Raw genomic sequence first — 21,984 nt, 5'->3', positions numbered from 1 at the left:
GGGCATGGCTTACGCACAACCACTTGCAATCAGTCACGTCTCAAAATACTGTATGAATATTCAGTACGCAGAGACAGCCCCATGCAACTCATCGCCAAACTCGGCATCCTTGCCGACGCCGCCAAGTACGACGCATCCTGCGCCAGCAGCGGTGCGCCCAAGCGCAATTCGCGCGGCGGCGACGGCCTGGGCGCTACCAACGGCATGGGTATCTGTCACAGCTACACCCCCGACGGCCGCTGCGTATCGCTGCTCAAGGTACTGTTGACCAACTTTTGCCTGTACGACTGCCAATACTGCGTGAACCGCCGCTCCAGCAACGTCCCCCGCGCGCGCTTCAGCCCTGAGGAAGTGGTACGCCTGACGCTGGATTTCTACCGACGCAATTGCATCAGCGGCCTGTTCCTCAGCTCTGGCATCATCCGTTCGGCGGACTACACCATGGAGCAACTGATCCGCGTAGCCCGCTTGTTACGCGAAGAGCACAACTTCCGCGGCTACATACACCTCAAGACCATCCCCGATGCCGACCCGCTGCTGATCGAAGAGGCCGGCCGCCTGGCCGACCGCCTCAGCGTCAACATCGAACTGCCCACCGAAGCCAGCCTCAAGCGCCTGGCGCCGGAAAAACACGCGCATACCATCCGTCAGGCCATGGGCGTGATTCACCAGGGCCAGCAAGCCGTGGCCAACGAACCCAAGGCCCCGCGCTTCACCCCTGCCGGGCAAAGTACCCAGGTCATCGTCGGCGCCGACAGCACCGACGACAGTACCCTGCTGCGCAATGCCGAGTCGCTGTACCAGGGTTACGGCCTGAAGCGCGTGTACTACTCAGCCTTCAGCCCGATCCCCGACAGCCCGGGCAGCGTGCCCCTGGCTGCACCGCCGCTACTGCGCGAGCACCGCCTGTACCAGGCCGACTTCCTGCTGCGTGGCTATGGCTACAAGGCAGGTGAACTGCTTGGCCAAAGCGGTAACCTGGCGTTGGACATCGACCCCAAGCTGGCCTGGGCGCTGGCCAACCGTGACGTTTTTCCGCTGGATGTAAACCGCGCCGAGCCTGCCCTGCTGGCGCGCATTCCCGGTATCGGCCTGCGCAGCGTGCAGCGGCTGGTTGCGCTACGCCGGGAACGGCGAATCCGCTATGACGACCTGATCCAGTTGCGCTGCGTGCTGGACAAGGCGCGGCCGTTCATCGTCACCAGCGATTACCGCCCAGCCCAGGGCGAGCTGCGCAGCGGCTTGCTGCGAGCACGTTTGCGTGAACCGCAGGCACCGGTGCAGATGGGGTTGTGGGGATGATTGCGCTCAACTGCGATGACCGGTTCGCCACCTGGCGGGACCAGGCCCGCGTGTTGCTGGGGCATGGCATCGACCCGTCGCAAGTCACCTGGTCACAAGGCCCGATGGCAGACCTGCTGGCGGTGCCTGCGCCGCTCCCGGAGGGCCCTGGCCCCTTTCGCGCCAAGGTGCCTGCCGCGCTGCTGAGCCAGTTGGAACAGGCGGCCCGTTACTGTGGCGAGCAACGCTGGAACCTGTTGTACGAAGTGCTCTGGCGGGTGGCCCATGGTGACCGCACGGCCATGCTGGCCGGCGACCGATTGGGCAGTGAGTTGCAACGGCGCATCAAGCAAGTTACCCGAGAGGCACATCACCTTCATGCGTTTGTGCGCTTCGTGCCGTTGCCAGAAGCGTTGGCAGAACGCCTGCAACTTGATCTGGTGGCCTACCACGAACCAGTGCATGACATTCTGGAGAGTGCCAGCCCACATTTTGCCGACCGCCTGGGGCGTTTACGCTGGTTGATCGCCACACCACAGGATGGCATTCGGTTCGACGGCCAGGCATTCGATTACCAACGCCGGTGCCCGGAGCGCTGGCAGCAATGGGCACGCAATGCTGAAGACCCAGGCGCCGAACTATGGCGCACCTACTACCGCCACACCTTCAACCCCGCCCGCCTCAACCCCGATGCCCTGCGCCTGCACATGCCCGGGCGGTTCTGGCGGCATTTGCCGGAAGGCATGCTGATACCGCAGCTCGAAGGCCTGGCCCGCCAAGGCAAACAGCGGGACGGTCAAGCCGTCGAAGTTGCCGCTAAACCCGGCAAACAGATCAACACACCCGCAGGTAGCTGAAAAAATAACTGTCTCACGCTGTCTTAGATGGCGTCTTGAAGCATGCAGGATCGCTGTGGGAGCGGGCGCGCCCGCGAACCCGGGCGAAGCCCGTGCCATCCACCGCGTTGCCTGCTTCGCGGGCATGCCCGCTCCCACAGGTACAGCGTAAGTCCTTGGTCACAACCGGTTTCTGTGGGAGCGGCTTTAGCCGGTGCCATCCACTTCAATGCCTGTTCTACAGCCCGTCTTACAGCAGCCACCCAGCATCGCCCTCCTCAAGCACACCACCATGATCCGTCCGGTCGCCTTTGCGGGCCACCGCCGCACCTTCGATCAGGAAATGCCCAGCCCCACTCTCTATCACCGCGCCACAGGTTGTCCGGTCCCCCACCCTGGCAACCGGCCTACCATTGAATGTATAAGCAGCACTGCCGCTCTCTACCTGGTTAACCCCATGCAGCGGGCAGTTGTGCTGGTGGCCTACAAGTACAACCGGGTTCATGGGGCTTCTCCTTCAGACGGTGCAGTACGGGATTCGCGGTCAATGTCCGCTGGCCATTCAACCTTTGGCGCCAGGCAATGCATGTGGCTCAGGCCATCGTCGTCGTTCCAGTCGCGGGGTGGGTGCACGAACTTTGGCAAAGCTTCGGGGCCTTGCAGCATGAACAGCCGGGCGATGGCCCAGTAGGCTTCACCTTTGTATAGGTTGGAGGCGAACTCCACGCGATCGATGACTTCGTTGGTTTCCGGGTTGCGGACAGACAACTTGACGTTTTCGATAAGGCCGCCGTGGCCGGGAGCGTAGACGCGGTAAACTTCGGCGGTTACGTCGGCCCAGTTGTAGGCGACAGGTTTTACACCCCAGTGCTTACGGCTGAACAAGTAAAAGTAGTGGTAACGGAACTGATAGAAATAGACCTTCCGTCGCAGACGATTAAAGCGAATGGGCTCGTCTCTTGGAAGCATAAAATCTAACTTCACAACCGAAAACACACCGCCAAACCAAACAATAGGCCCAATAATTAGTATAACGTACATCATCCATTCACGCGTCCAGCCATAACTCAAAACAGTCCAGTACAACCACAGCGTCAAACCAAAAAAGAACAGCAATGTGGGAATGCCAAGCAAGGCCAGAACGCCACGCAATATTAGAGTGGACCTGGACAATTCCAGATAGACATCGTCAATATGGTTCGGCGACGGTTTGATATCCTCCAGATTTAAACGGGTGCCTATTCCTTCATCCACATGTGGCAAATCGCGGCTCCAGCCCAATTCGCGCCTCCATAAAACTCTTGACTCACGCTCAATCATTTTGCCTCCGGTTACATACCTCGGCATACGCACTGTCTATATTACGATCTGGCCAAAACATTACTAGTAATGTCGCTGCCACTACGGAGTGACTTCCTATCGTCGGCAGAAGCTCAATAACTCCAGAAATCTCTAGACTCGCCAACTCTTCATCACCCGCTGCCGCGATATGCAGTTTTTTATCAAAAGCGATATCACTTTTGTAGTCAGGAAGGCGCGGTGAAGAAAATTCAGAATAGTTAGCCGATTTGGAAACAGCACTAAAAGAAGCATGGCGATCTTCACCAACAAGGATTTCCCCACCGGAAAACTCTGGAAAATCTCCATCACCATGACGATGCACTATCAAATTCCAGCTATACGCAGAGTCTTTTTTCCTATACCTAGGCAAGACGATCTGAAATTTCAGCTTATGCTCTACTTCTAACCCGACCAATCCACCTATCCGAGGAACAGTCGGATCGGTTATGAGGTTTGACTCAAAGTGCAGCCTAGCTTGCATGCCCAGCGTTGCAGCATTGAGTTCGGCAAAAGCTATATCCGCATATTCTGGAGTATCCCAATGAATAACAGGCATTTCATCTGCTTTTCCAAAGCAGCATCGCCTTGCCCAACGTTCCAGCAGGTCTGATTCATTTCTTTCAGCTTGCTTGCTCGCCGTATATGCTAACAGCACCAGTATCACAGCAATACCTAATGGGCCAAGAAGAGAAGAATTGAATACCGCTCCTGCAAAGAACATGGCTCCGGTACCAAAAGTTGCTGCAGAGGAATAGAAATACGCCATCGCTACACTGTCGCCTGCTGCCGAAGCGCGTTTAGCAGCTGAAAAAGCCTGAGCGGCTTCGATAAGCCCAGCAACAGAGCTTACTACCGCCCCCAGCCTTATTAAGGTCCCTCCAGTGGATACGGTGGCTTTGGTCAACGTCCCCCCCATTCGGCCAGCAGTTGACCTCAATACAAGTCCCACCACCTCAAGTTGCCCTCCCAACAGTCCCAATTGCGAACCTTGCAATGCCAATTTTGCTTCGTAAGCCTTCGGCCCAATCTCCGCCTCCGCCTTTTGCTGATTCCTGGTCAAGCTGTCGTGCTGCAAGTACAACCCACCTATCGCCAGCAGCAACTCCCAACTGCCTGCCACTCCACGCAAGCCGCGAAACCCGGTTCGCACCAACTGCGCCGCCTGCTGCGAAGTAATACGCATGCCCTGCAACACTTTTCGCGCATTCGACTCGAGCGTCCCCGCCGCTACCGAGACATCCACCAAGGTACGCTGCGCCAAGCTGCTTGCCTGAGTTAGCTTCATGTTGGCTCCCTCAAACAACCGACCATGCACGTCCGCCGCGGTACCCTCGACCCACACCGACACACTGATCATGGTGTTGGTAAACCGCGGATCCAGCACGGCCAGGCTCATCAGCCCGTGCTGGATGATCGGCCGCACCTTGTTCCAGGCCTTGGTTGAATGGATGTCGATGTCATCAATGTTGCGATGCATCCGATCCCGTGCCTCGGCAATCGACGCATTGGCCTTGTGCTGCAACTCGCGCAGGTGGGCACTCTGCAAGGCGTAGTACTCGCCCAGCTTCATCTTCACTTCCAGCTCGATCAGGTGCACGCCGTTGTACAGGAACTGGGTTGTACTGTTCAGGTGCCGCACGGCGGTCTGAATGCCAAGTGGCAAATTGGGCGACAACCGTTGGCTGGCGGCGTTGAGCGCGCCCTGGGTTTCGGCAATGGCTTGCTTGAGGGTATTGCGCATGCGCAAGCCGGCATCGTCGCTGGCGATGATTTTGCTCAGCATCGAGTAAAGCTTGTCGCTGTCATTCCAGTTGATGGTTTCGGCAGCAGAAAAGCTGGGAAGCAGGCCAGCCAACAACGTACGGTCGCGCATCAGCACTGCGCGGTAGGGTGGGCTGTCTGGATCTACTAGCCATTTCAGCCAGAGCGTTTCGCTGGTGCCGGCCGCGGGAGCCGCGCCAGGCACAATCGCCTCGGTAATGCCGCCACCCAGGCACAGCGCCATGGTCTTGGCATACGCTACGCCAGACTCACGGTGATCACCGTCGTAGTCGTACTGCTCGGCCACCTTGAACATGGGCGTGTCGAACAGCGCGGCGTAAGCACGGGCGTCCTTGTCGATGAAGCGCTGGAACTCGGCTTCCTGCTGGTCATACTCGGCCTGGAACGCCGCCCGTTGTGGTTCGTGGTAGCGCTGCTCGAGTTTATCGTCGCTGTCCTTCATCGCTTGCTCGACCATACGCGGCCGCTCTACCGTAGGGTCAATCGGTACAAACGGTCCTCTACCCGCCATCGGCTCCAGTGAAGGCACCTTCTGCGCTGCCCACTCGCGATGGGTGGCCCGAATGATCTGCAGGATTTGCGAGGTCTGCAGTTGGTAGGCACGCATGGGGTCCTCACGCCAGACCTGGCGCTTCACCACCCAGTTCAACCGCTGGTGATTGAATTCCTGAATCAGCCCAACGGTATCGTCCAGCACCACCGCCAGCACGCCGTTCTTCAGCGTGTGCCGGTTCATCGCGTTGACCAGGTACCCCTTCAAGGCAAACCTACGCAGCTTGCGAGTGTGAAAGCCATGCGCACTGTCAAACGGCGAGCACCCATGCTGGGCGTACTCGAACACATCCTTGTCGACCTGCAGGTCATCCGGCGTCATGGCAATGCCCAGTAATTCTGGGTTGTTACGCGCCTGGGTCAGGTCAACCCCCTCGAAGCGATGCGCAGGTGCCTGGCCCTTCTTGTAGGCGTTCAAAACGCTCGCCGGCCAAGGGTCGCTGGAGAAAGCCAACCAAGCGCTGCCATACCGGTCGGTATCGATGTTCAGGAAGGATGAAGGAATGTCGTGGTTTTCATTAACGCATTTTTCGGGCAGCGACGCGGGTAGGCCGTCTGACGGTTCGTAGGGGTTGAAGCGGCGCAGGTGGCCCTGTTCGCTGGCTTCGTAGGCATGCCAGACCTGCTGGTCCAGCAGCACATACAGGTAACCCATGCGCAAGGTACGTAGGCCCATCTTGGCTGTAACGTGCAGGCTACCGGCGACGGTGGTGACGCAACCTGGGCGCGCATCCGGCACCAGGGCGCGGCGCAGCGGTAGTATCGGCAAACCTTGCCGCTCGCAAGCCATGCACTGGCCAGAAGGGAGCCCGGCTTCGGCTGCCGCAATGGCGATACGTTGACTGAGGGTCATAAGCGCCTCTCGTTTACTGGGAGGGGATCGATCAGGCGACACCATTGCGCCTCGGAATAACGAGCGAGCATTGGGGCAAGAGGACGGCGGTCGTTTACGGCTGCCTCAACCATGCTGTGCACTGCAGCAACGGTATTCAGCTTGGGATGGATGCACAGGTGATGAAGAGCGAAAACCGTGATGTCCTCCTCTTCGCTCAGGCCCAACGCTCGTGCGTCGTCAATATGGTTGGATACACGCACGGCGGCTAATGGCGGTACCTGGCACTGGCTCGCGTCCTTCGAGCCCGCACGCAGCACTCTCCAGACAGCCAGCACGCGCTCGACCAACGCCACATCCCGCTGAATCCGCTGGGCAGGCTCCGGCAAAGAGTGCCGCGGTCCGCTCTGCCCTTTGAGGTGGGCCAACCTTCCACCGCTACTCAGGAACAACCAGCTGTTGACCGGCCACCACGGGCCATGCTCGACCTGCTTGAACGTTGCCGCGAGCAGCTCCAGGCGAACGGGTTCATAGACTGGGTAAAAGTTGAAGTGGCGTTTGGCATCGGGTATTTGGCACATGGCCGTGAGGTGGGCGGCTACCGTGGCCGGTGTTGCCTCGCTGAAAAGCCAGCCACTCAAGTAGCGTCGGTGCTGGTGCAGCCCTCTGTACGCTGCACGAGCCGTCAGCTCGAGCAAGTCACTGCGGGGAAAAGATCCGGGCGACGCCAGGCAGGCCAATACCGGGTGCAGGTGGGGCGCATGGGCGAGATCGGCCCTGTGCACACGCGTCAACGCTGCTTCGCCCAACGTTTCGCGCAGTCGAGCAAGCAAGTTATGGTCGCTTCTAGCCGTGACCGCTAGTGGGTCTATCAGCACATGGCAATGCAAATGCGCCGCATGGTGCCCTTCAAGGCTGCGGGCCAGGTTCTCGATCTTCATGCCTTGACCTCGCACTTGTTACTGCCATCAGCCGTAAACTCAAGTGACTGGCTATTGCCATCCCCCTTCGCTACCGCCTTGGTCTGCCCCTGCAGATCGAGTATCAAGCCGTTGATGCTAATGCCCTGGGCATCCAGCACGATGCTGCCGCCAGGGCTTCTGAACTCGATGCGTTCACTGGCCAGCAACTGGTAGACCGTCGTGCGTGTTTGCACCCCCTGCCCGACGCTGATCGATTGAGCCCCTTTGATCACAAGCTCGCTGTTGTTACCAACGACGACACGCTGGTTGGCACCCGTTGTCTCGCTGCGGTTGTTGCCCACTTGTTCAGTCAGATCTTGCTTGATGTCAACACGGCTGTTTTGCCCGATAAACTGTGAATGGTCATGCGCCGTTTCCTGGCGGAAGTTGTTGCCGATGGTCAGTTGCTCATCCTGGCCGACTTGCTCGACACGGTTACGCCCGACACGCGTGGTCTCATCATTGCCGACAATGTTGTTCTGGTCCCGCTGGGCATGGATGAACACTTCCTCTTTGCCCAGTTCATCCTCGAAGCGCAGCTCGTTGAAGCCATCGCCCTTGTGGGTCTGGCTCTTGATGGTCATGCGCGTCTTGTGCTTGGGCAGGTCATAAGGCGGCAGCTGATTACCACAGTAGGTACGCCCGGTGATCATCGGCTGGTCGGGGTCGGCATTGACGTACTGGATGATCACGTCCTGGCCGATGCGCGGAATGGCCATCGAACCCCAGCTACCGCCGGCCCAGCCTTGTGACACACGTACCCAGCAGGAGCTGAACTCGTTGTCCTGGCTTTCACGGTCCCAGGGGAAGCTGACCTTCACCCGGCCCCATGGGTCGCAGTAGATCTCCTCGCCCTTGGGCCCCACCACCGTTGCCATCTGCGGCCCGTCGATGCGCGGCTTGGGTAACGGCGCCGGGCGCCATTCGGTTCTGCCGGGCACCAGCACGGCTTCCTGCTTGTAGCGGGTGCCTTGCTGCGCACCTGCGGCCTCTTCCTGCAGGCTGGTGAACTGGGTGCCTTCGTGGTGCACGCGGGTTACCCGCCAATGCATGTTCAGGTCTTTGCGCGGGTGCTCGGTCAAGGTGAAGCTCAGCCCCGGCTGCAGGCGCACATCGTCGCCTTCCACCTCGGCCAGACGGGCGTCATGGCGCAAGGCTGTGATGCGGGTGGCGGTGAAGGGGGCGCCGACGACACCGCGCTTGTAGCGGCCAGGGTAGTCGAAGCGCTCGTACGTAGTGGACTGGTGCTTATGGTCGCTGCCCTCGGCACGCTGCTCCTGGCGGTAGGCGGGGTGGGTGAAGGTGTAGTCGCGCTGCACCTGGCGCGCGGTACGCACCTGCTCGCTGTAACGCAGATGGCGCAGGCAAGGCCTGGCCTGATCGCCGCCGCTGTTGGCGTGGTACAGCACCTGGTTGGGGTCGGTCTCGTCGTCGAAGAAACCTTCATCCTCGTCCTCGCCCTTGATGGCGCCCTGGCTGATCTGCCCCAGCCCCAGCAGCCGGTCGGTGATCAGCAGCTTGTGCAGTTTCGGCGTGTGCTCGAAGCGGTAGACGAAACCCTCTTCGGCGGCCAGGCGGGCGATGAAGTCGAGGTCGGTTTCACCGGCCTGCACGCAGAATTCGCGCACCTCATGCTTGTCGATGCTCTTCAGCTCGTAGCCAGTGATGCCCTGGCGCTTAAGCATGATCTCGAGAATCTGCGGCACAGTTTTCTGCTGGAAGATGCGCCAGTTCGAGCGCAGCCCGGCGCGGGCCAGCACGGGTTCGACCAGGGCGCGGTAACGGGTGCGATGGAAGCCCGTCTCACCCTGGCTGAAGGTGCTGACCAGGCCGTGCACGTAGCGCAACGGGCGCTCGCCACGCCAGATCGTGAACAGCACCGGCTTGTCGAGCAACTGGCCGAAGTCGACATCGTCTTCAAAACTGACCAGTTCCAGCTTCAGCTGGAACGGCGTGCTGATGGCTTCGTCCAGTTCGAACGACACCACTTCGAATTCACTCCGGCCCACCAGCGGCTGGAAGGTAAAGCGCAAATCGGATTGGCTAGGCATGTGGCGTCCCCCGCTACTGCTGCAAAATCGCGTCGAGCGATTCCAGGACTTCGGCGGTGAGAAGGTCGAGGCGGTAGCTGTAGTAGCTGTAGGCGCAGACCATGGCGACGGCGGAGATCACCAGCGGGCTCCACCAGGGCCACTCCCAGCGTCGCGGGCGGTGGGGGCAATGAACGACGTTGCTGTAGGGGTCGCACAGCTCTTGCGGCGTGGGGCCACGCAGTTCGCGGATGACCGTGTGCATGCGCGAGATCAAGGCGTTGATGATGTCTTCGCACTTGGGGTCCAGCGCATGCTTGCCCCTGAGGCCCAGGCAGAAGCAGAAGTACAGGAACTCCAGTACATCCTGGAATTCCCTGGGCGCCTGCATGACCCGCTCGAGCAGCACAAATATTTTTTCGCCGCCCTGGGTTTCGTCGTGGAAGATGCTGAGCAGCGGCTCGTGGCTCCAGCACGAATTGTTGCCCCACGGGCGGCTCATCACGGCCTCGTCCAGGTACAGGCACAGGGCATAGGAATAGACTTCCTGGTGCGCGATGGGGTAGCCGTGCTGCTGCATTTCTTCGCGGATGTTGCTGACCTGGTTTTGCACGGATTTGTGCACGTAGGCGATGTTGGGCAGGTCATCCAGTGTACGCAGGCGAATGACCAGGCCAAACAGCGGGCTTGCCGCGTCGAGCATCAGGTTTTCGAAGCCGCCGCGCAGCTGGAACTCCGGGTCGCCGGGGTAACCTTCAAAATCCAGGTCACCTGCCCGCTGCCCCTGGTCAGCCGGATAGGGTGAATCGCTAACCTCCGGCACTTCGAGCATCGCGTAGACGCTGTGTTCTGAAGCGTCATGGGCATCGACAGCGCCGTCGGGTTTTACCGGAGGCAGATCGGATGGGCCGGGCATGAAGTGGTCCTTGTCTTCGAGAAACTGAAGACATGAACACTATCGGGGAATCAATTCTCCAAGGAGTCTGGGGCTTCCCAAATGCTTGTAGGATCCTTCTCTACATCAAGTTTCCAAACGTTTCCCTGGCAACATCCTGCTAGAGAATAGCGCCCTGAAGGAGCGGGTTTTCCGCTCCTGCAGGAATCGCACACCCCCTGCACAAGCGCGTCGCGCTCAGCCAAAGAGCCTGGCCAGGCAGGCCAGCTTCTTCTTGTACGACCGCCGCGCCTCCAGCGCCTGCTCCAGGCTCACCGCCAGGAACCGTGCCTGTTGGTTGGGCTGCATCTGGCCGATCAGGTCGAGGTCGGCGCTGATCACCGTGCCGATCATGGCGTAGCCGCCACCCGACACCGCATCACGGTGCAGGATGATCGGTTCCAGCCCCGCAGGCACCTGGATAGAACCGATCGGGTAGCAGCTGTCGACGATGTTGGACGGGTCCGAGCCGGCACCGAACGGTTGCTCCCGCGGCTGGAAGCTCAAGGCGTTGCCGCCTTTGTAGCGATAGCCGATACGGTCCGCTTCGGAGCCAACTGTCCAGGCCTGGGTGAAGAAGCTTTGCGCTGCGGCCTCGGTCAGCCGATGGAAGTACAGCCCCGGCACCACCCGCACCACCACCTCGCCGCCCAGGGCCTGGCGCAGGGCCATGGGCAGGCTTGCACCGGCGCGGGTCTTGCCGCTGGGCACACCGACCGGCAGCACGTCGCCTGCCATCAGCTTGCGCCCCTGGAACCCGCCCAATGCCCCCAGCGCGTAGGTGGAACGGCTGCCGAGCACCTCAGGTACATCAATGCCACCAGCAACGGCCAGGTAGGCACGGGCGCCCGCCGTGGGGAAGCCGAAGCGCAACACCTGCCCTGGGCGCACGGTAAATGCCGTGTCGGGGCGCTGCTCGCGGCCATCCAGCAAAGCGGGCATCTGTGCACCGCAGACCGCCACCAGCGCATCCTGCTGGAACTCCAGCTCCGGCCCCACCAGCGCACACTCAAGGGCTGCTGCGCCCGCCGGGTTGCCCACCAGGTGGTTGGCCGCGCGCAGGGCGTACTGGTCGAGCGCACCGGACGGCGGAATGCCCAGGTGGTAGTAGCCTTCACGGCCCAGGTCCTGCACCGAGGTGGCCAGGCCGGGTTTGAGTACCTTGATCATGCCAGCACCTCCTGCAGCGACTTGGGGTAACCGACCGGGTCGGCAAGGAAGGCATCCAGGGAGAACTCGACCGGGCGAATACGCAGGTCGAAGCGGCCCTCCTCCACATCTGCCACTGCCTGGTCGTAGGCCCGGCGATCAATGGGCTTGAACTGCACGATGTCACCCGGGCGGAAAAACACCATGTGCGCCTTCAGGTAGTTCAGTGTTTGCTGAGGGTCGTAGATCGGTGCCGGGGTGACGCCGAACATCTGGTAGCCCCCTGCACCGCGCACTGAGTAGATGCAACCGAAGCAACCGCCATGGCCCAGGGTGAGCTTGGGCGTGTCGGTACGCGGGCGCAGGTATTTAGGCACCTGCAGCTGCCGCTCGCGCTCGACCATCTGGAACATGAACGGCAAGCCGGCCACGAAACCGACCATCGACACGAACCAAGGCGCACCACTGTGGGCGGCGATGAACGCGTCGACATCGGCCAACCCGTTGATGCGCGCCGCGTATTCCAGGTCGGTGCTGGCCGGGTCCTGGTGGCGGTCGCGGAAACGCATCAGGGTTTCATGGGTCCAGGGGTCGTTGTACAGCACCGGTATCTCGATGATCCGCGTCTGCAACGAGCGCTCGGCCACAGCCTGGGCCTCGGCACCTTGCACCGCTTCAAGCAGCGCCTGCGGCGCGATGCGGTCGGGGTCAAAGCGGATCTGGAACGAGGCATTGGCCAGGCACACGTCCAGCACGCCATCCAGAGCCAGCCGCTCCACTGCGCGGGTGACGGCCATGCCCTTGAAGAAGGCTTCCAGCGACATGCTGTCGCTGACTTCGGCAAACAAGTGCTCGTCTGCGCCGAAGCTGTAGCGGATCGGGGTTGTAGCAAGCGGTTCGGCCATGACTGTTCCTTTTCTTGGAATCTTTATAGAAAGGCAGGCGAAAACAAAATGCACGGGCTCCGGCTTGTACCTGCCGGATGCCTCAATGGCTCAGCGTGGCGCGCGAACCATAATACCGGCCGCGTCCAGTGCCCTTCGCGTGGCCTCGACCAGGTCGAGTGCACCCGGGGTATCACTGTGCAGGCAGATGGAATCGAATTCGATGGCCAGGTCCTGCCCCTCGACCGTACGCACCACGCCTTGCTGGCATGCCCGCAACACGCGCTCGGCGACCGCTTTGGGCTCATGGCCGCGCACATTGCGGGTGAACACGATCGAGCCGCTCAGGTCGTACTCACGGTCGGCGTAGAACTCGCGAACCACCGGCTGGCCCAGTGCCTGGGCAATACGGCAGATCACCGAGCCCGGCATGCAGTACAACAGCAGCTCCGGCTCGATCACCCGCAGGTTTTCCACCAGCAGGCGGGCAGCTTCTTCGTCACGCGCCAGGTGCATGTACAGGGCACCGTGCGGCTTTATGTGCTGCAGGCGCACCCCTTGGGCACGGGCAATTTCGCGCAGTGCGCCCAGTTGGTAGAGCATGTCGTCGACCAGTTCCTGGGCTGGCGCGTTGATGTGCCGGCGACCAAAGCCGACAAGGTCACGAAAACCCGGGTGCGCACCCACCGCCACGCCCAGGGCCTTGGCCCGCTCAACGGTGCGGCGCATGGTACCGGGGTCGCCAGCATGAAAGCCCGTGGCGATGTTGGCCGTGCTTATGTAGCCCATCAGCTCATTGTCGACGCCGTCGCCAATGGTCCACGGGCCAAATCCCTCACCCATGTCCGAGTTGAAATCCACCACCTGCATGACTGTCTCTCCTGGTGCTTGTGACTGCATGCAAGCCACGTTAGATTCTCCTTACCCCCTTGGGAAGATCTATAAACAGATAGGGTGTCTTCTGAAAATCAGATACCCCAGGAGCCAACCGTGTCACTGACCCTGCGGCAGGTCCGCTACTTCGTTGCCACCGCCGAGATCGGCCAGATTTCCCAGGCAGCCATCCACCTGAACATCTCCCAGTCGGCGGTGACCACGGCAATCAAGGAACTGGAAGCCATGCTTGGCGTGCTGCTGTTCCAGCGCTCGGCCCAAGGCATGAGCCTGACCGAGGCCGGCCGGCACTTCCTGAACCGCGCCTACGTGATTCTGCGCAGTGTTGACGACGCGCTGAACAGCCCGCTGCCGAACGTGCGCGCCAGCGGCCTGCTGCGCCTGGCGGCAAGCTACACAGTGATCGGCTACTTCCTGCCACACCACCTGCAGCGCCTGGAACACTGGCACCCGGATGTGACCCTGGAGCTGTACGAGCAGGAGCGCAGCGCCATCGAGCAAGGTTTGCTGGAGGGGCGGTTCGACATGGCGGTTGTGCTCACGGCCAACCTCACCCACCCCGACATCGTCTCGGAAACACTGTTCAACTCCGAGCGCCGGCTGTGGCTGCCCGGCCACCACCCGCTGTGCGAGCGCTCGGCGGTAAGCCTGGCCGAAGTGGCCTGCGAACCGTTCATCCTGCTGACCGTAGACGAGGCCGAGCAAAGCGCCATGCGTTATTGGGAACTGGCCGGGCAGCGCCCGAGCGTGCGGGTGCGGACCAGTTCGGTGGAAGCCGTGCGCAGCATGGTTGCCAATGGCAGTGGTGTGGCGATCCTGTCAGATCTGGTGCACAGGCCTTGGTCGCTGGAGGGCAAGCGCATCGAGACGGTGACCATCAGCGACCCGGTCACACCCATGAGTGTAGGGGTGGCCTGGCACCGTGAGCGGGCATTCAGCCCGGCGATGCAGGCCGTGCGCGATTACTTCCATGATGCGTTTCTGGCGCCGCAGCAGTTGTCCGCCCGGCGCTGAGGGTGTACTGGCAGGGCCGGCCTCTTCGCGGGTAAACCCGCTCCCACAGCTACTGCACCGGCCTTCAGGGCAGTGGCTACCTGAATAAGCCACCGCCCCCTGGTGCGACGCGGTCAATGTGAGAGCGGGTTTACCTTCGAAGAGGCCATCACAGGTTTCAGCCGAACGATCAGGCTGCAATGCCGTCATAACCTGAGCCGGTGCCGACACGCAAAGAGGACGCGAAATGACCCAGCCCGACCCGTCATACGTCAAATGGCTCGAAGAGCGCGCCATGCTCAAGGCTTCCCAGGAGCGCGCCAGCCTGTATTCAGGGCAGTCACGCCTGTGGCAGCAGCCCTACGCCGAAGCCCAGCCCCGCCGCGCCACCGAAATTGCCTCGGTCTGGTTGACCGTCTACCCCGACGCCATCATCGCCCCGCAAGACTGTTCCGTGCTCGGTGCGCTTGCCCACGAAGCCCTGTGGAAACGCCTGTCAGAGATCGGCATCCAAGGCCTGCACACAGGCCCCATCAAGTTGTCCGGCGGCATCCGTGGCCGCGAACTCACGCCCAGCGTGGACGGTAACTTCGACCGCATCAGCTTCGATATCGACCCGCTGTACGGCAGCGAACAGGAACTGGTGCAGATGAGCCGCATGGCCGCCGCGCACAATGCCGTGACCATCGACGACCTGATCCCCTCGCACACCGGCAAAGGTGCCGACTTCCGCTTGGCCGAGATGGCCCACGGGCCTTACCCGGGGCTGTATCACATGGTCGAAATCCGCGAAGAAGACTGGCCGCTACTGCCTGAGGTGCCCACCGGCCGCGATTCGCTCAACCTGCTGCCGGCCCAGTGCGACGAGCTCAAAGCCCGCCATTACATCGTCGGCCAATTGCAACGGGTGATCTTCTTCGAGCCCGGTGTAAAGGAAACCGACTGGAGCGTCACGCCGCCCATCACCGGTGTCGACGGCAAAACCCGTCGCTGGGTATACCTGCACTACTTCAAGGACGGCCAACCCTCGCTGAACTGGCTGGACCCAACCTTCGCCGCCCAGCAAATGATCATTGGCGATGCCCTGCACGCCCTGGACTGCCTGGGCGCACGCGGCCTGCGCCTGGACGCCAACGGTTTTCTGGGCGTGGAAACGCGGGCCAGCGGCACCGCCTGGTCGGAAAGCCACCCCCTGTCGATCGTCGGCAACCAGTTGATCGGCGGCATGATCCGCAAGGCGGGCGGCTTCAGCTTCCAGGAACTGAACCTGACCCTGGACGACATCGCGCAGATGTCCAAGGGCGGGGCCGACCTGTCCTACGACTTCATCACCCGGCCGGCCTATCAGCATGCGCTGCTGACCGGTGACACTGAGTTCCTGCGCCTGATGCTCAAGGAAATGCACGCCTTCGGCATCGACCCGGCCTCGCTGATCCATGCCCTTCAAAACCACGACGAGCTGACCGTGGAACTGGTGCACTTCTGGACCCTGCACGCCCACGACATGTACCTGTACAAGGGCCAGACCTTGCCCGGCAGCATCCTGCGTGAGCATGTCCGCGAAGAGATCTACGAACGCCTCTCGGGCGAGCACGCGCCCTACAACCTGCGCTTCGTGACCAATGGCATCGCCTGTACCACGGCCAGCCTGATCACCGCAGCGCTGGGCATCCGCGACCTTGAGCAAATCGGTGCAGCAGACATCGAGCTGATCCAGAAAGTGCATCTGCTGCTGGTCATGTACAACGCCATGCAGCCAGGGGTGGTCGCGCTGTCTGGCTGGGACCTTGTCGGTGCCCTGCCCTTGCCCGCCGAAGCGGTCGCGCAGCGGATGCTGGATGGCGATACCCGCTGGATTCACCGGGGCGGTTATGACCTGGCCGGTCTCGACCCACAGGCGGAGGTATCGGTGCGTGGCATGCCACGGGCCAGGGCACTGTATGGCAGCCTCGACAGCCAGCTGGAAAACGCTGATTCATTTGCCTGCAAGGTGAAGAAGCTGCTGGCTGTGCGGCAGGCCTACGGCATTGCCACCAGCCGCCAGGTGCTGGTGCCTGAGGTCAGCAGCCCAGGGTTGCTGGTGATGGTGCACGAACTGCCAGCCGGGCGCGGTATCCAGATCAGCGCACTGAACTTTGGCCAGGCAGCGATTGCCGAGGAGTTGCAGCTGACCGGGTTCACGCCCGGGACGGTAGTGGACATGATCAATGAAACGGTCGAAGGGGACCTGACCGAGGATGGGCGATTGCTGGTGAACCTGGACCCTTACGAGGCGCTGTGCCTGCGCATCGTTAACAGCAGCGCTCATGTGTAACGGGCGCCGCAGCTAAGGCGGTGCAGTAGCCGTGGGAGAGGCCGGTCTTGCATTTACCGCTCCAGGGGCATAGCGTTCGGAAAGTTTCTTTTCCGTGCCCAGGAGCAACTCCATGTACACCGGCATCGTCCAGGCCGTCCGCCCTCTGCTTGATGTGACCACCTACCCGGGCCACAACCAATTCACCATCGACCTCACCCCGGAACTGCTCGACGAACTGAAGATCGGCGCCAGCGTGAGTGTCGAAGGCACCTGCCTGTCGGTCACCGAAATCGCCGGCACGCAAGTCAAATTCGACGCCATGACAGCCACCCTCGAACGTACCAACCTGCGCTTCTTCAAGGCGGGCCAGGGGGTCAACATCGAACGTTCGGCGAAGATGAACGCCGAAGTCGGTGGCCACTTGATGGCCGGCCACATCGCCACCACCGCCGAAATCGTCGAACTGTCGATCAAGGAAACCGGCGCCTTCATCAAGTTCCGCATGCCGCCGGAATGGGGCAAGTACGTGTTCCCGCGCGGTTTCATCGGGGTCAATGGCTGCAGCCTGACCGTCGCCGATGTCGACGACAACGTCATCACCATCAACCTGATCCCGGAAACCCTGCGCCAGACCACTTTTGCCAGCTACAAGGCCGGCGAACAGCTCAATATCGAGGTCGATCACCAGACCATGGTGCTGGTCGATGTGGTGGAGCGCACCATCCAAGGCACTCTGGCCCGCGAAAAACTGCTGCCCTGAGGCCTGCCCATGTTGCCCAACGCCCTCCCCGCGCGCACGGCCAGGCGGCTACGCCTGCAAGTGTTGCGTGGCCGTGTCGGCCTTGGCCTGGTCGCCGGTTTGTCAGTGCTGGCCGGCATGACCGACGCCATCGGCCTGCTGGCGCTGGGCGACTTCGTGTCGTTCATGAGTGGCAATACCACACGCCTGGCCGTGGCCATCAGTGAGGCAGACCTGGCCCTGGTGCTGCGCCTGAGTGGCGCGATACTGGGCTTTGTCGCTGGCAATGCGCTGGGCGTGCTGCTGGCCCGTGGCTTGCGCCGCCGGGCCTGGCCTGTGTTGCTGATGGTCGCCGTGCTGCTGGCGTTTGCGGCCGCCTGGCCATTTGCAGCCACCTTTCCGGCTTTATTGGCCGCCACGCTGGCCATGGGCATGATCAATGCCGTGGTTGAACAGGTGAACGGCCTGCCCATCGGCCTGACTTACGTCACCGGGGCCCTGTCCCGCTTTGGCCGTGGCCTGGGCCGTTGGCTGCTGGGCGAGCGGCGCAACGGCTGGCGGGTGCAGCTGGTGCCCTGGGCCGGCATGCTGCTGGGGGCCGCGTTGGGCGCCTGGTTGCAGCAGCGCCTGGGCCTGCAGGCACTGGCTGGCAGCTGCGCGCTGGCCGGTGTGCTGGCCCTGGTGTCGCGGTTCATCCCACGCGGCTGGCAGCGTGGCTACATGCCGCGCTGATCAATCGATGCGCGGGTGCTGCTGTGCCAGGGTCTGGCGCTTGGCTTCCAGCTCGGCAATCTGCGCATCGATGTCCTCGATCTTCTGCTCGATGTTGTCGTGGTGCTCCTGCAACAGCTCACGCGCTTCCTCGATGTCCGACGCCGCCGGTGCCGCGCCGCGCAGCGGCTTGTTGGCGGTTTCCTTCATGGTCAACCCAGTCAGCAGGCCAATAGCGGCGATCACCATCAGGTAGTAGGCCGGCATGTACAGGTCGCCAGTGCTTTCCACCAGCCAGGCTGTGATGGTGGGGGTAAGCCCGGCGATCAGCACCGAAATGTTGAAAGCGGCCGCCAGCGCGCTGTAGCGGATGTGCGTAGGGAACATCGCGGGCAGCGTCGAGGCCATTACACCGATGAAGAAGTTCAGCAGCACGGCAATGATCAGCAGCCCGGCAAAAATCACCCCCAGCACGCCGCTGTTGATCAGCATGAACGCCGGAATGGCCAGGGCGAACAGGCCGACACTGCCGACGATGATGAACGGCCGGCGGCCGAACTTGTCGCTGAGCAGGCCGATCACCGGCTGCACGAACAGCATGCCGACCATGATCGCAATAATGATCAGCACGCCATGGTCTTCGCTGTAATGCAGGTTGTGCGACAGGTAGCTGGGCATGTAGGTGAGCAGCATGTAGTAGGTGACGTTGGTGGCAATCACCACGCCGATGCAGGTCACCAGGCTGCGCCAGTGCTGTGTGGCCACTTCCTTGAACGACACCTTGGGCCCGGAGGCCAGGCCTTCGCGGTCGCCCTGCTCCAGCTTGTCGACATGCTGCTGAAACGCGGGTGTTTCTTCCAGCGCATGGCGCAGGTAAAGGCCGATGATGCCCAACGGCAGGGCCAGGAAGAACGGCAGGCGCCAGCCCCATTCAAGGAACTTTTCTTCGCCCAGAATGGTGGAAATCAACACCACTACGCCCGCGCCTAGCACAAAGCCGGCAATCGAGCCGAAGTCCAGCCAGCTCCCGAGAAAACCGCGTTTGCGGTCGGGGGCGTATTCGGCCACGAAGATCGAGGCGCCGGTGTACTCGCCGCCCACCGAAAAGCCCTGGGCCATCTTGGCCAGCAACAACAGGATCGGTGCCCAGATGCCGATGCTGGCATAAGACGGTATCAGGCCGATGGCAAAGGTGCTGAGCGACATGATGACGATGGTCGCCGCGAGGATTTTCTGCCGCCCGAACTTGTCGCCCAAGGCGCCGAAGAACAGCCCGCCCAATGGCCGAATCAGGAACGGCACCGAGAAGGTGGCCAGCGCCGCGATCATCTGCACGCTGGGGTCGGCGTTGGGGAAAAACACCTTGCCCAGGGCATAAGCCACGAAGCCGTATACGCCAAAGTCGAACCACTCCATCGCATTGCCCAGTGCGGCAGCGGTAATCGCCTTCTTCATCTTGGCGTCGTCGACGATGGTGATGTCCTTCAGGCCGATTGGCTGGACTTTTTTCTTGCGAGGTTTCATACCCGTATCCCTGTCGATGAATGCTCTAAGGGATCAGATACAACGGGACACTAAATAATTCAGCGCTTACTGATTTTTTGTGCGTTTGCGCCGCCTCACCCACCGCGCACAAAGAAAAGCCGCTGCAACTGCAGCGGCTTGTTTTACCGAAGGCCAGGCCTCAGATACCTTCGCGCGCCAGGTCCATGGCGAAGTAGGTCAGGATCAGGTCGGCACCGGCACGCTTGATCGCGCCGATGCTTTCACGCACCACCCGGCCTTCATCGATGGCGCCCGCAAGGCCGCCGAACTTGATCATCGCGTACTCGCCACTCACCTGGTACGCCGCCAACGGCAGGCGCGAGGCAGCGCGGATGTCGGCGATCACGTCAAGGTAGGCGCCAGCTGGCTTGACCATCAGCACATCCGCACCCTCTTGCTCGTCCAGCAGCGATTCGCGCACTGCTTCGCGGCGGTTCATCGGGTTCATCTGGTAGCTCTTGCGGTCGCCCTTCAGCGTGGTACCGCCGGCTTCACGGAACGGGCCATACAGCGACGAGGCGAACTTGGTGGAGTAGGCCATGATCGCGGTGTCGTGGAAACCGGCACCATCCAGCGCGCTACGGATGGCCTGTACCTGGCCGTCCATTGCTGCCGACGGAGCGATGAAGTCGGCACCGGCAGCGGCGGCGATGACCGCCTGCTTGCCCAGGTTGGCCAAGGTGGCGTCGTTGTCCACACCATGGTCATGCAGCACGCCGCAGTGGCCGTGGCTGGTGTATTCGCAGAAGCAGGTGTCGGACATCACCACCATTTCCGGCACGGTGTCCTTGCAGATGCGCGACATGCGCGCGACCAGGCCGTTTTCGTTCCAGGTGTCGCTGCCGGTGGCGTCCAGGTTGTGCGACACGCCAAAGGTCATCACCGACTTGATACCGGCACGGGCATAACGCTCGATTTCCTGGGCCAGCAGCTTCTCGGGGATGCGGTTGACCCCAGGCATGCTGGAGATCGGCACGAAGTCATCGATGCCCTCTTCGACGAAGATCGGCAGGATCAGGTCTTCCAGGCGGAATTCGGTTTCCTGGAAGATCGTGCGCAGGGACTCGTTCTGGCGCAGGCGGCGTGGACGAACGGACGGAAATTGGTTGGACATGACAGCTCCAGGGCATTTTGAACGGCGTATACCTTATGCCTGTCGCGCGCCAGTGAAAAGGCTAAATGACGAGATTGTGTCTTGCGTCAATGGTAACGGCCGGGTTTGCCTGTGCCGGCCCCTTCGCGGGTGAACCCGCTCACGCAGAGACAGCACAGCTTCGGGAAAGCCCCACAAAGATGTGAGGCGCCTGCAACGCCTTATTGCAACCAGGGCGGCGTGGGCTCCTCTGCCTTGACCGCGCCATGCTCAGCCTCGTCACGCGCTGCACGGCGGCGTGCATCATCCAGCCGGGCGGCGTCGATTTCGCGCATTACCCCGGACACGTCAGCTTCATGTTCGTCATCTGCGAACACCCCAGTCAACGGGCTGTCGGGCAGCAAATCACCGGCCTCGAACAGCGCCCACATCTCCTGCGCATACCGGGTGCTTTTCAGCTCCGGGGCAAAGCGCCCGAAATAATGGGCCATGTTGTCCACGTCGCGCTGCAGCATGCTGAAGGCGTGGTTGTTGGCGGCTGCATCCACGGCCTGCGGCAAGTCGATGATCACCGGCCCGTCCGGGCCGAGCAGCACGTTGAACTCGGACAGGTCACCGTGCACCAGCCCCGCACAAAGCATCAGTACGATCTGACGAATGACAAAGGCGTGGAACGTGCGGGCTTCCTCGGCTTCCAGGTGCACGTCGTTCAGGCGCGGGGCAGCGTCGCCATCGGCATCGGTCACCAGCTCCATCAACAGCACGCCGTCCTGGAAGTCGTAGGGCTTGGGCACCCTCACACCCGCACTGGCCAGGCGGAACAATGCCGCAACTTCGGCGTTCTGCCAGGCATCTTCGGCTTCTTTACGGCCGAACTTGCTGCCTTTGGCCATGGCCCGGGCCTGGCGACTGTTACGTACCTTGCGGCCTTCCTGGTACTCGGCGGCCTGGCGGAAACTGCGCTTGTTGGCCTCTTTATAGACCTTGGCGCAGCGCACCTGGTTGCCGCAGCGCACCACGTACACGGCGGCCTCCTTGCCACTCATCAACGGCCGCAGTACTTCGTCGACCAGGCCGTCTTCGATCAGGGGTTCGATTCTTTTGGGTGTCTTCATCAGGCTGTGTTCGGG

Annotated in this window: 18 protein-coding genes; 6 read left to right on the top strand and 12 right to left on the bottom strand. The window is 61.6% G+C overall.

From position 1 onward, the window contains the following. Nucleotides 1–81 precede the first annotated feature (81 nt). Together N805_RS06095 and N805_RS06090 are read left to right on the top strand one after the other, a co-directional pair. A complete protein-coding gene (locus tag N805_RS06095) occupies nt 82–1,302 on the top strand; it encodes a putative DNA modification/repair radical SAM protein (RefSeq protein ID WP_016486573.1) in 1,221 nt (406 codons plus the stop codon). Beyond that, nucleotides 1,293–2,138 (top strand): TIGR03915 family putative DNA repair protein, encoded by an 846-nt coding sequence (locus N805_RS06090; RefSeq protein WP_019471571.1) that lies wholly within the window; start codon nt 1,293–1,295, stop codon nt 2,136–2,138. The genes N805_RS06095 and N805_RS06090 overlap by 10 nt, the downstream gene beginning before the upstream one ends. A 229-nt stretch (nt 2,139–2,367) precedes the next feature. On the opposite strand, the gene N805_RS06085 is transcribed toward N805_RS06090, so the two are convergent. From N805_RS06085 to N805_RS06045, 9 genes are all read right to left on the bottom strand, one after another. Then, on the bottom strand, nt 2,368–2,622 hold the full coding sequence (locus N805_RS06085; RefSeq protein ID WP_019473874.1) for a PAAR domain-containing protein: 255 nt from the start codon (nt 2,620–2,622) through the stop codon (nt 2,368–2,370). After that, nucleotides 2,619–3,437 (bottom strand): DUF6708 domain-containing protein, encoded by an 819-nt coding sequence (locus tag N805_RS30920; RefSeq protein WP_230685708.1) that lies wholly within the window; start codon nt 3,435–3,437, stop codon nt 2,619–2,621. Before N805_RS30920 ends, N805_RS06085 begins: the two co-directional genes overlap by 4 nt. Next, on the bottom strand, nt 3,430–6,645 hold the full coding sequence (locus tag N805_RS06075; protein WP_028613020.1) for a T6SS effector BTH_I2691 family protein: 3,216 nt from the start codon (nt 6,643–6,645) through the stop codon (nt 3,430–3,432). Before N805_RS06075 ends, N805_RS30920 begins: the two co-directional genes overlap by 8 nt. After that, entirely contained in the window at nt 6,642–7,565 is a 924-nt protein-coding gene (locus N805_RS06070; protein WP_028613021.1) for a hypothetical protein, read from the bottom strand. Before N805_RS06070 ends, N805_RS06075 begins: the two co-directional genes overlap by 4 nt. After that, nucleotides 7,562–9,637, bottom strand: a complete 2,076-nt coding sequence (locus N805_RS06065; RefSeq protein ID WP_028613022.1) for a type VI secretion system Vgr family protein — start codon at nt 9,635–9,637, stop codon at nt 7,562–7,564. The genes N805_RS06070 and N805_RS06065 overlap by 4 nt, the downstream gene beginning before the upstream one ends. Before the next feature lie 13 nt (nt 9,638–9,650). Further along, nucleotides 9,651–10,532 (bottom strand): type IVB secretion system protein IcmH/DotU, encoded by an 882-nt coding sequence (gene icmH, locus N805_RS06060; RefSeq protein WP_028613023.1) that lies wholly within the window; start codon nt 10,530–10,532, stop codon nt 9,651–9,653. Nucleotides 10,533–10,748: 216 nt separating this feature from the next. Continuing rightward, nucleotides 10,749–11,720, bottom strand: a complete 972-nt coding sequence (locus tag N805_RS06055; protein ID WP_028613024.1) for a biotin-dependent carboxyltransferase family protein — start codon at nt 11,718–11,720, stop codon at nt 10,749–10,751. Beyond that, the gene (locus tag N805_RS06050) at nt 11,717–12,604 is read right to left on the bottom strand and encodes a 5-oxoprolinase subunit B family protein (protein WP_028613025.1); all 888 of its coding nucleotides are present in this window, start codon (nt 12,602–12,604) and stop codon (nt 11,717–11,719) included. The genes N805_RS06055 and N805_RS06050 overlap by 4 nt, the downstream gene beginning before the upstream one ends. A 90-nt stretch (nt 12,605–12,694) precedes the next feature. Then, complete coding sequence (locus N805_RS06045; protein ID WP_028613026.1) at nt 12,695–13,453, bottom strand: 5-oxoprolinase subunit PxpA; 759 nt, start codon at nt 13,451–13,453, stop codon at nt 12,695–12,697. Between the two features lie 120 nt (nt 13,454–13,573). Here N805_RS06045 and N805_RS06040 point away from each other — a divergent pair, with 120 nt between their 5' ends. The 4 genes from N805_RS06040 to N805_RS06025 all read left to right on the top strand — a co-directional run bounded on the left by N805_RS06040 (nt 13,574) and on the right by N805_RS06025 (nt 18,237). Continuing rightward, entirely contained in the window at nt 13,574–14,491 is a 918-nt protein-coding gene (locus tag N805_RS06040) for a LysR family transcriptional regulator (protein WP_028613027.1), read from the top strand. A gap of 226 nt (nt 14,492–14,717) precedes the next feature. Continuing rightward, a complete protein-coding gene (treS, locus tag N805_RS06035; RefSeq protein ID WP_028613028.1) occupies nt 14,718–16,784 on the top strand; it encodes a maltose alpha-D-glucosyltransferase in 2,067 nt (688 codons plus the stop codon). A gap of 112 nt (nt 16,785–16,896) precedes the next feature. Then, on the top strand, nt 16,897–17,526 hold the full coding sequence (locus N805_RS06030; RefSeq protein WP_028613029.1) for a riboflavin synthase: 630 nt from the start codon (nt 16,897–16,899) through the stop codon (nt 17,524–17,526). Nucleotides 17,527–17,535: 9 nt separating this feature from the next. After that, a complete protein-coding gene (locus tag N805_RS06025; RefSeq protein WP_028613030.1) occupies nt 17,536–18,237 on the top strand; it encodes a YoaK family protein in 702 nt (233 codons plus the stop codon). Here the strand turns inward: N805_RS06025 and proP are convergent, their stop codons facing one another. The 3 genes from proP to N805_RS06010 form a co-directional block, all read right to left on the bottom strand. Further along, nucleotides 18,238–19,740 carry a glycine betaine/L-proline transporter ProP gene (proP, locus tag N805_RS06020; RefSeq protein ID WP_028613031.1) on the bottom strand — a complete coding sequence of 501 codons (1,503 nt, stop codon included), beginning with the start codon at nt 19,738–19,740 and terminating at the stop codon, nt 18,238–18,240. Between the two features lie 160 nt (nt 19,741–19,900). Further along, on the bottom strand, nt 19,901–20,875 hold the full coding sequence (gene hemB, locus N805_RS06015) for a porphobilinogen synthase (RefSeq protein WP_028613032.1): 975 nt from the start codon (nt 20,873–20,875) through the stop codon (nt 19,901–19,903). A 200-nt stretch (nt 20,876–21,075) separates the two neighbouring features. Then, a complete protein-coding gene (locus tag N805_RS06010) occupies nt 21,076–21,969 on the bottom strand; it encodes a PA4780 family RIO1-like protein kinase (RefSeq protein WP_028613033.1) in 894 nt (297 codons plus the stop codon). Between the last annotated feature and the right edge of the window lie 15 nt (nt 21,970–21,984).

It is taken from the genome of Pseudomonas putida S13.1.2 (genome assembly GCF_000498395.2).
In the GTDB taxonomy this organism is placed as follows: domain Bacteria; phylum Pseudomonadota; class Gammaproteobacteria; order Pseudomonadales; family Pseudomonadaceae; genus Aquipseudomonas; species Aquipseudomonas putida_Q.
The sequence above is the reverse complement of the archived record's forward strand: the minus strand, read 5'-3'. Positions and strand labels throughout refer to the sequence as shown.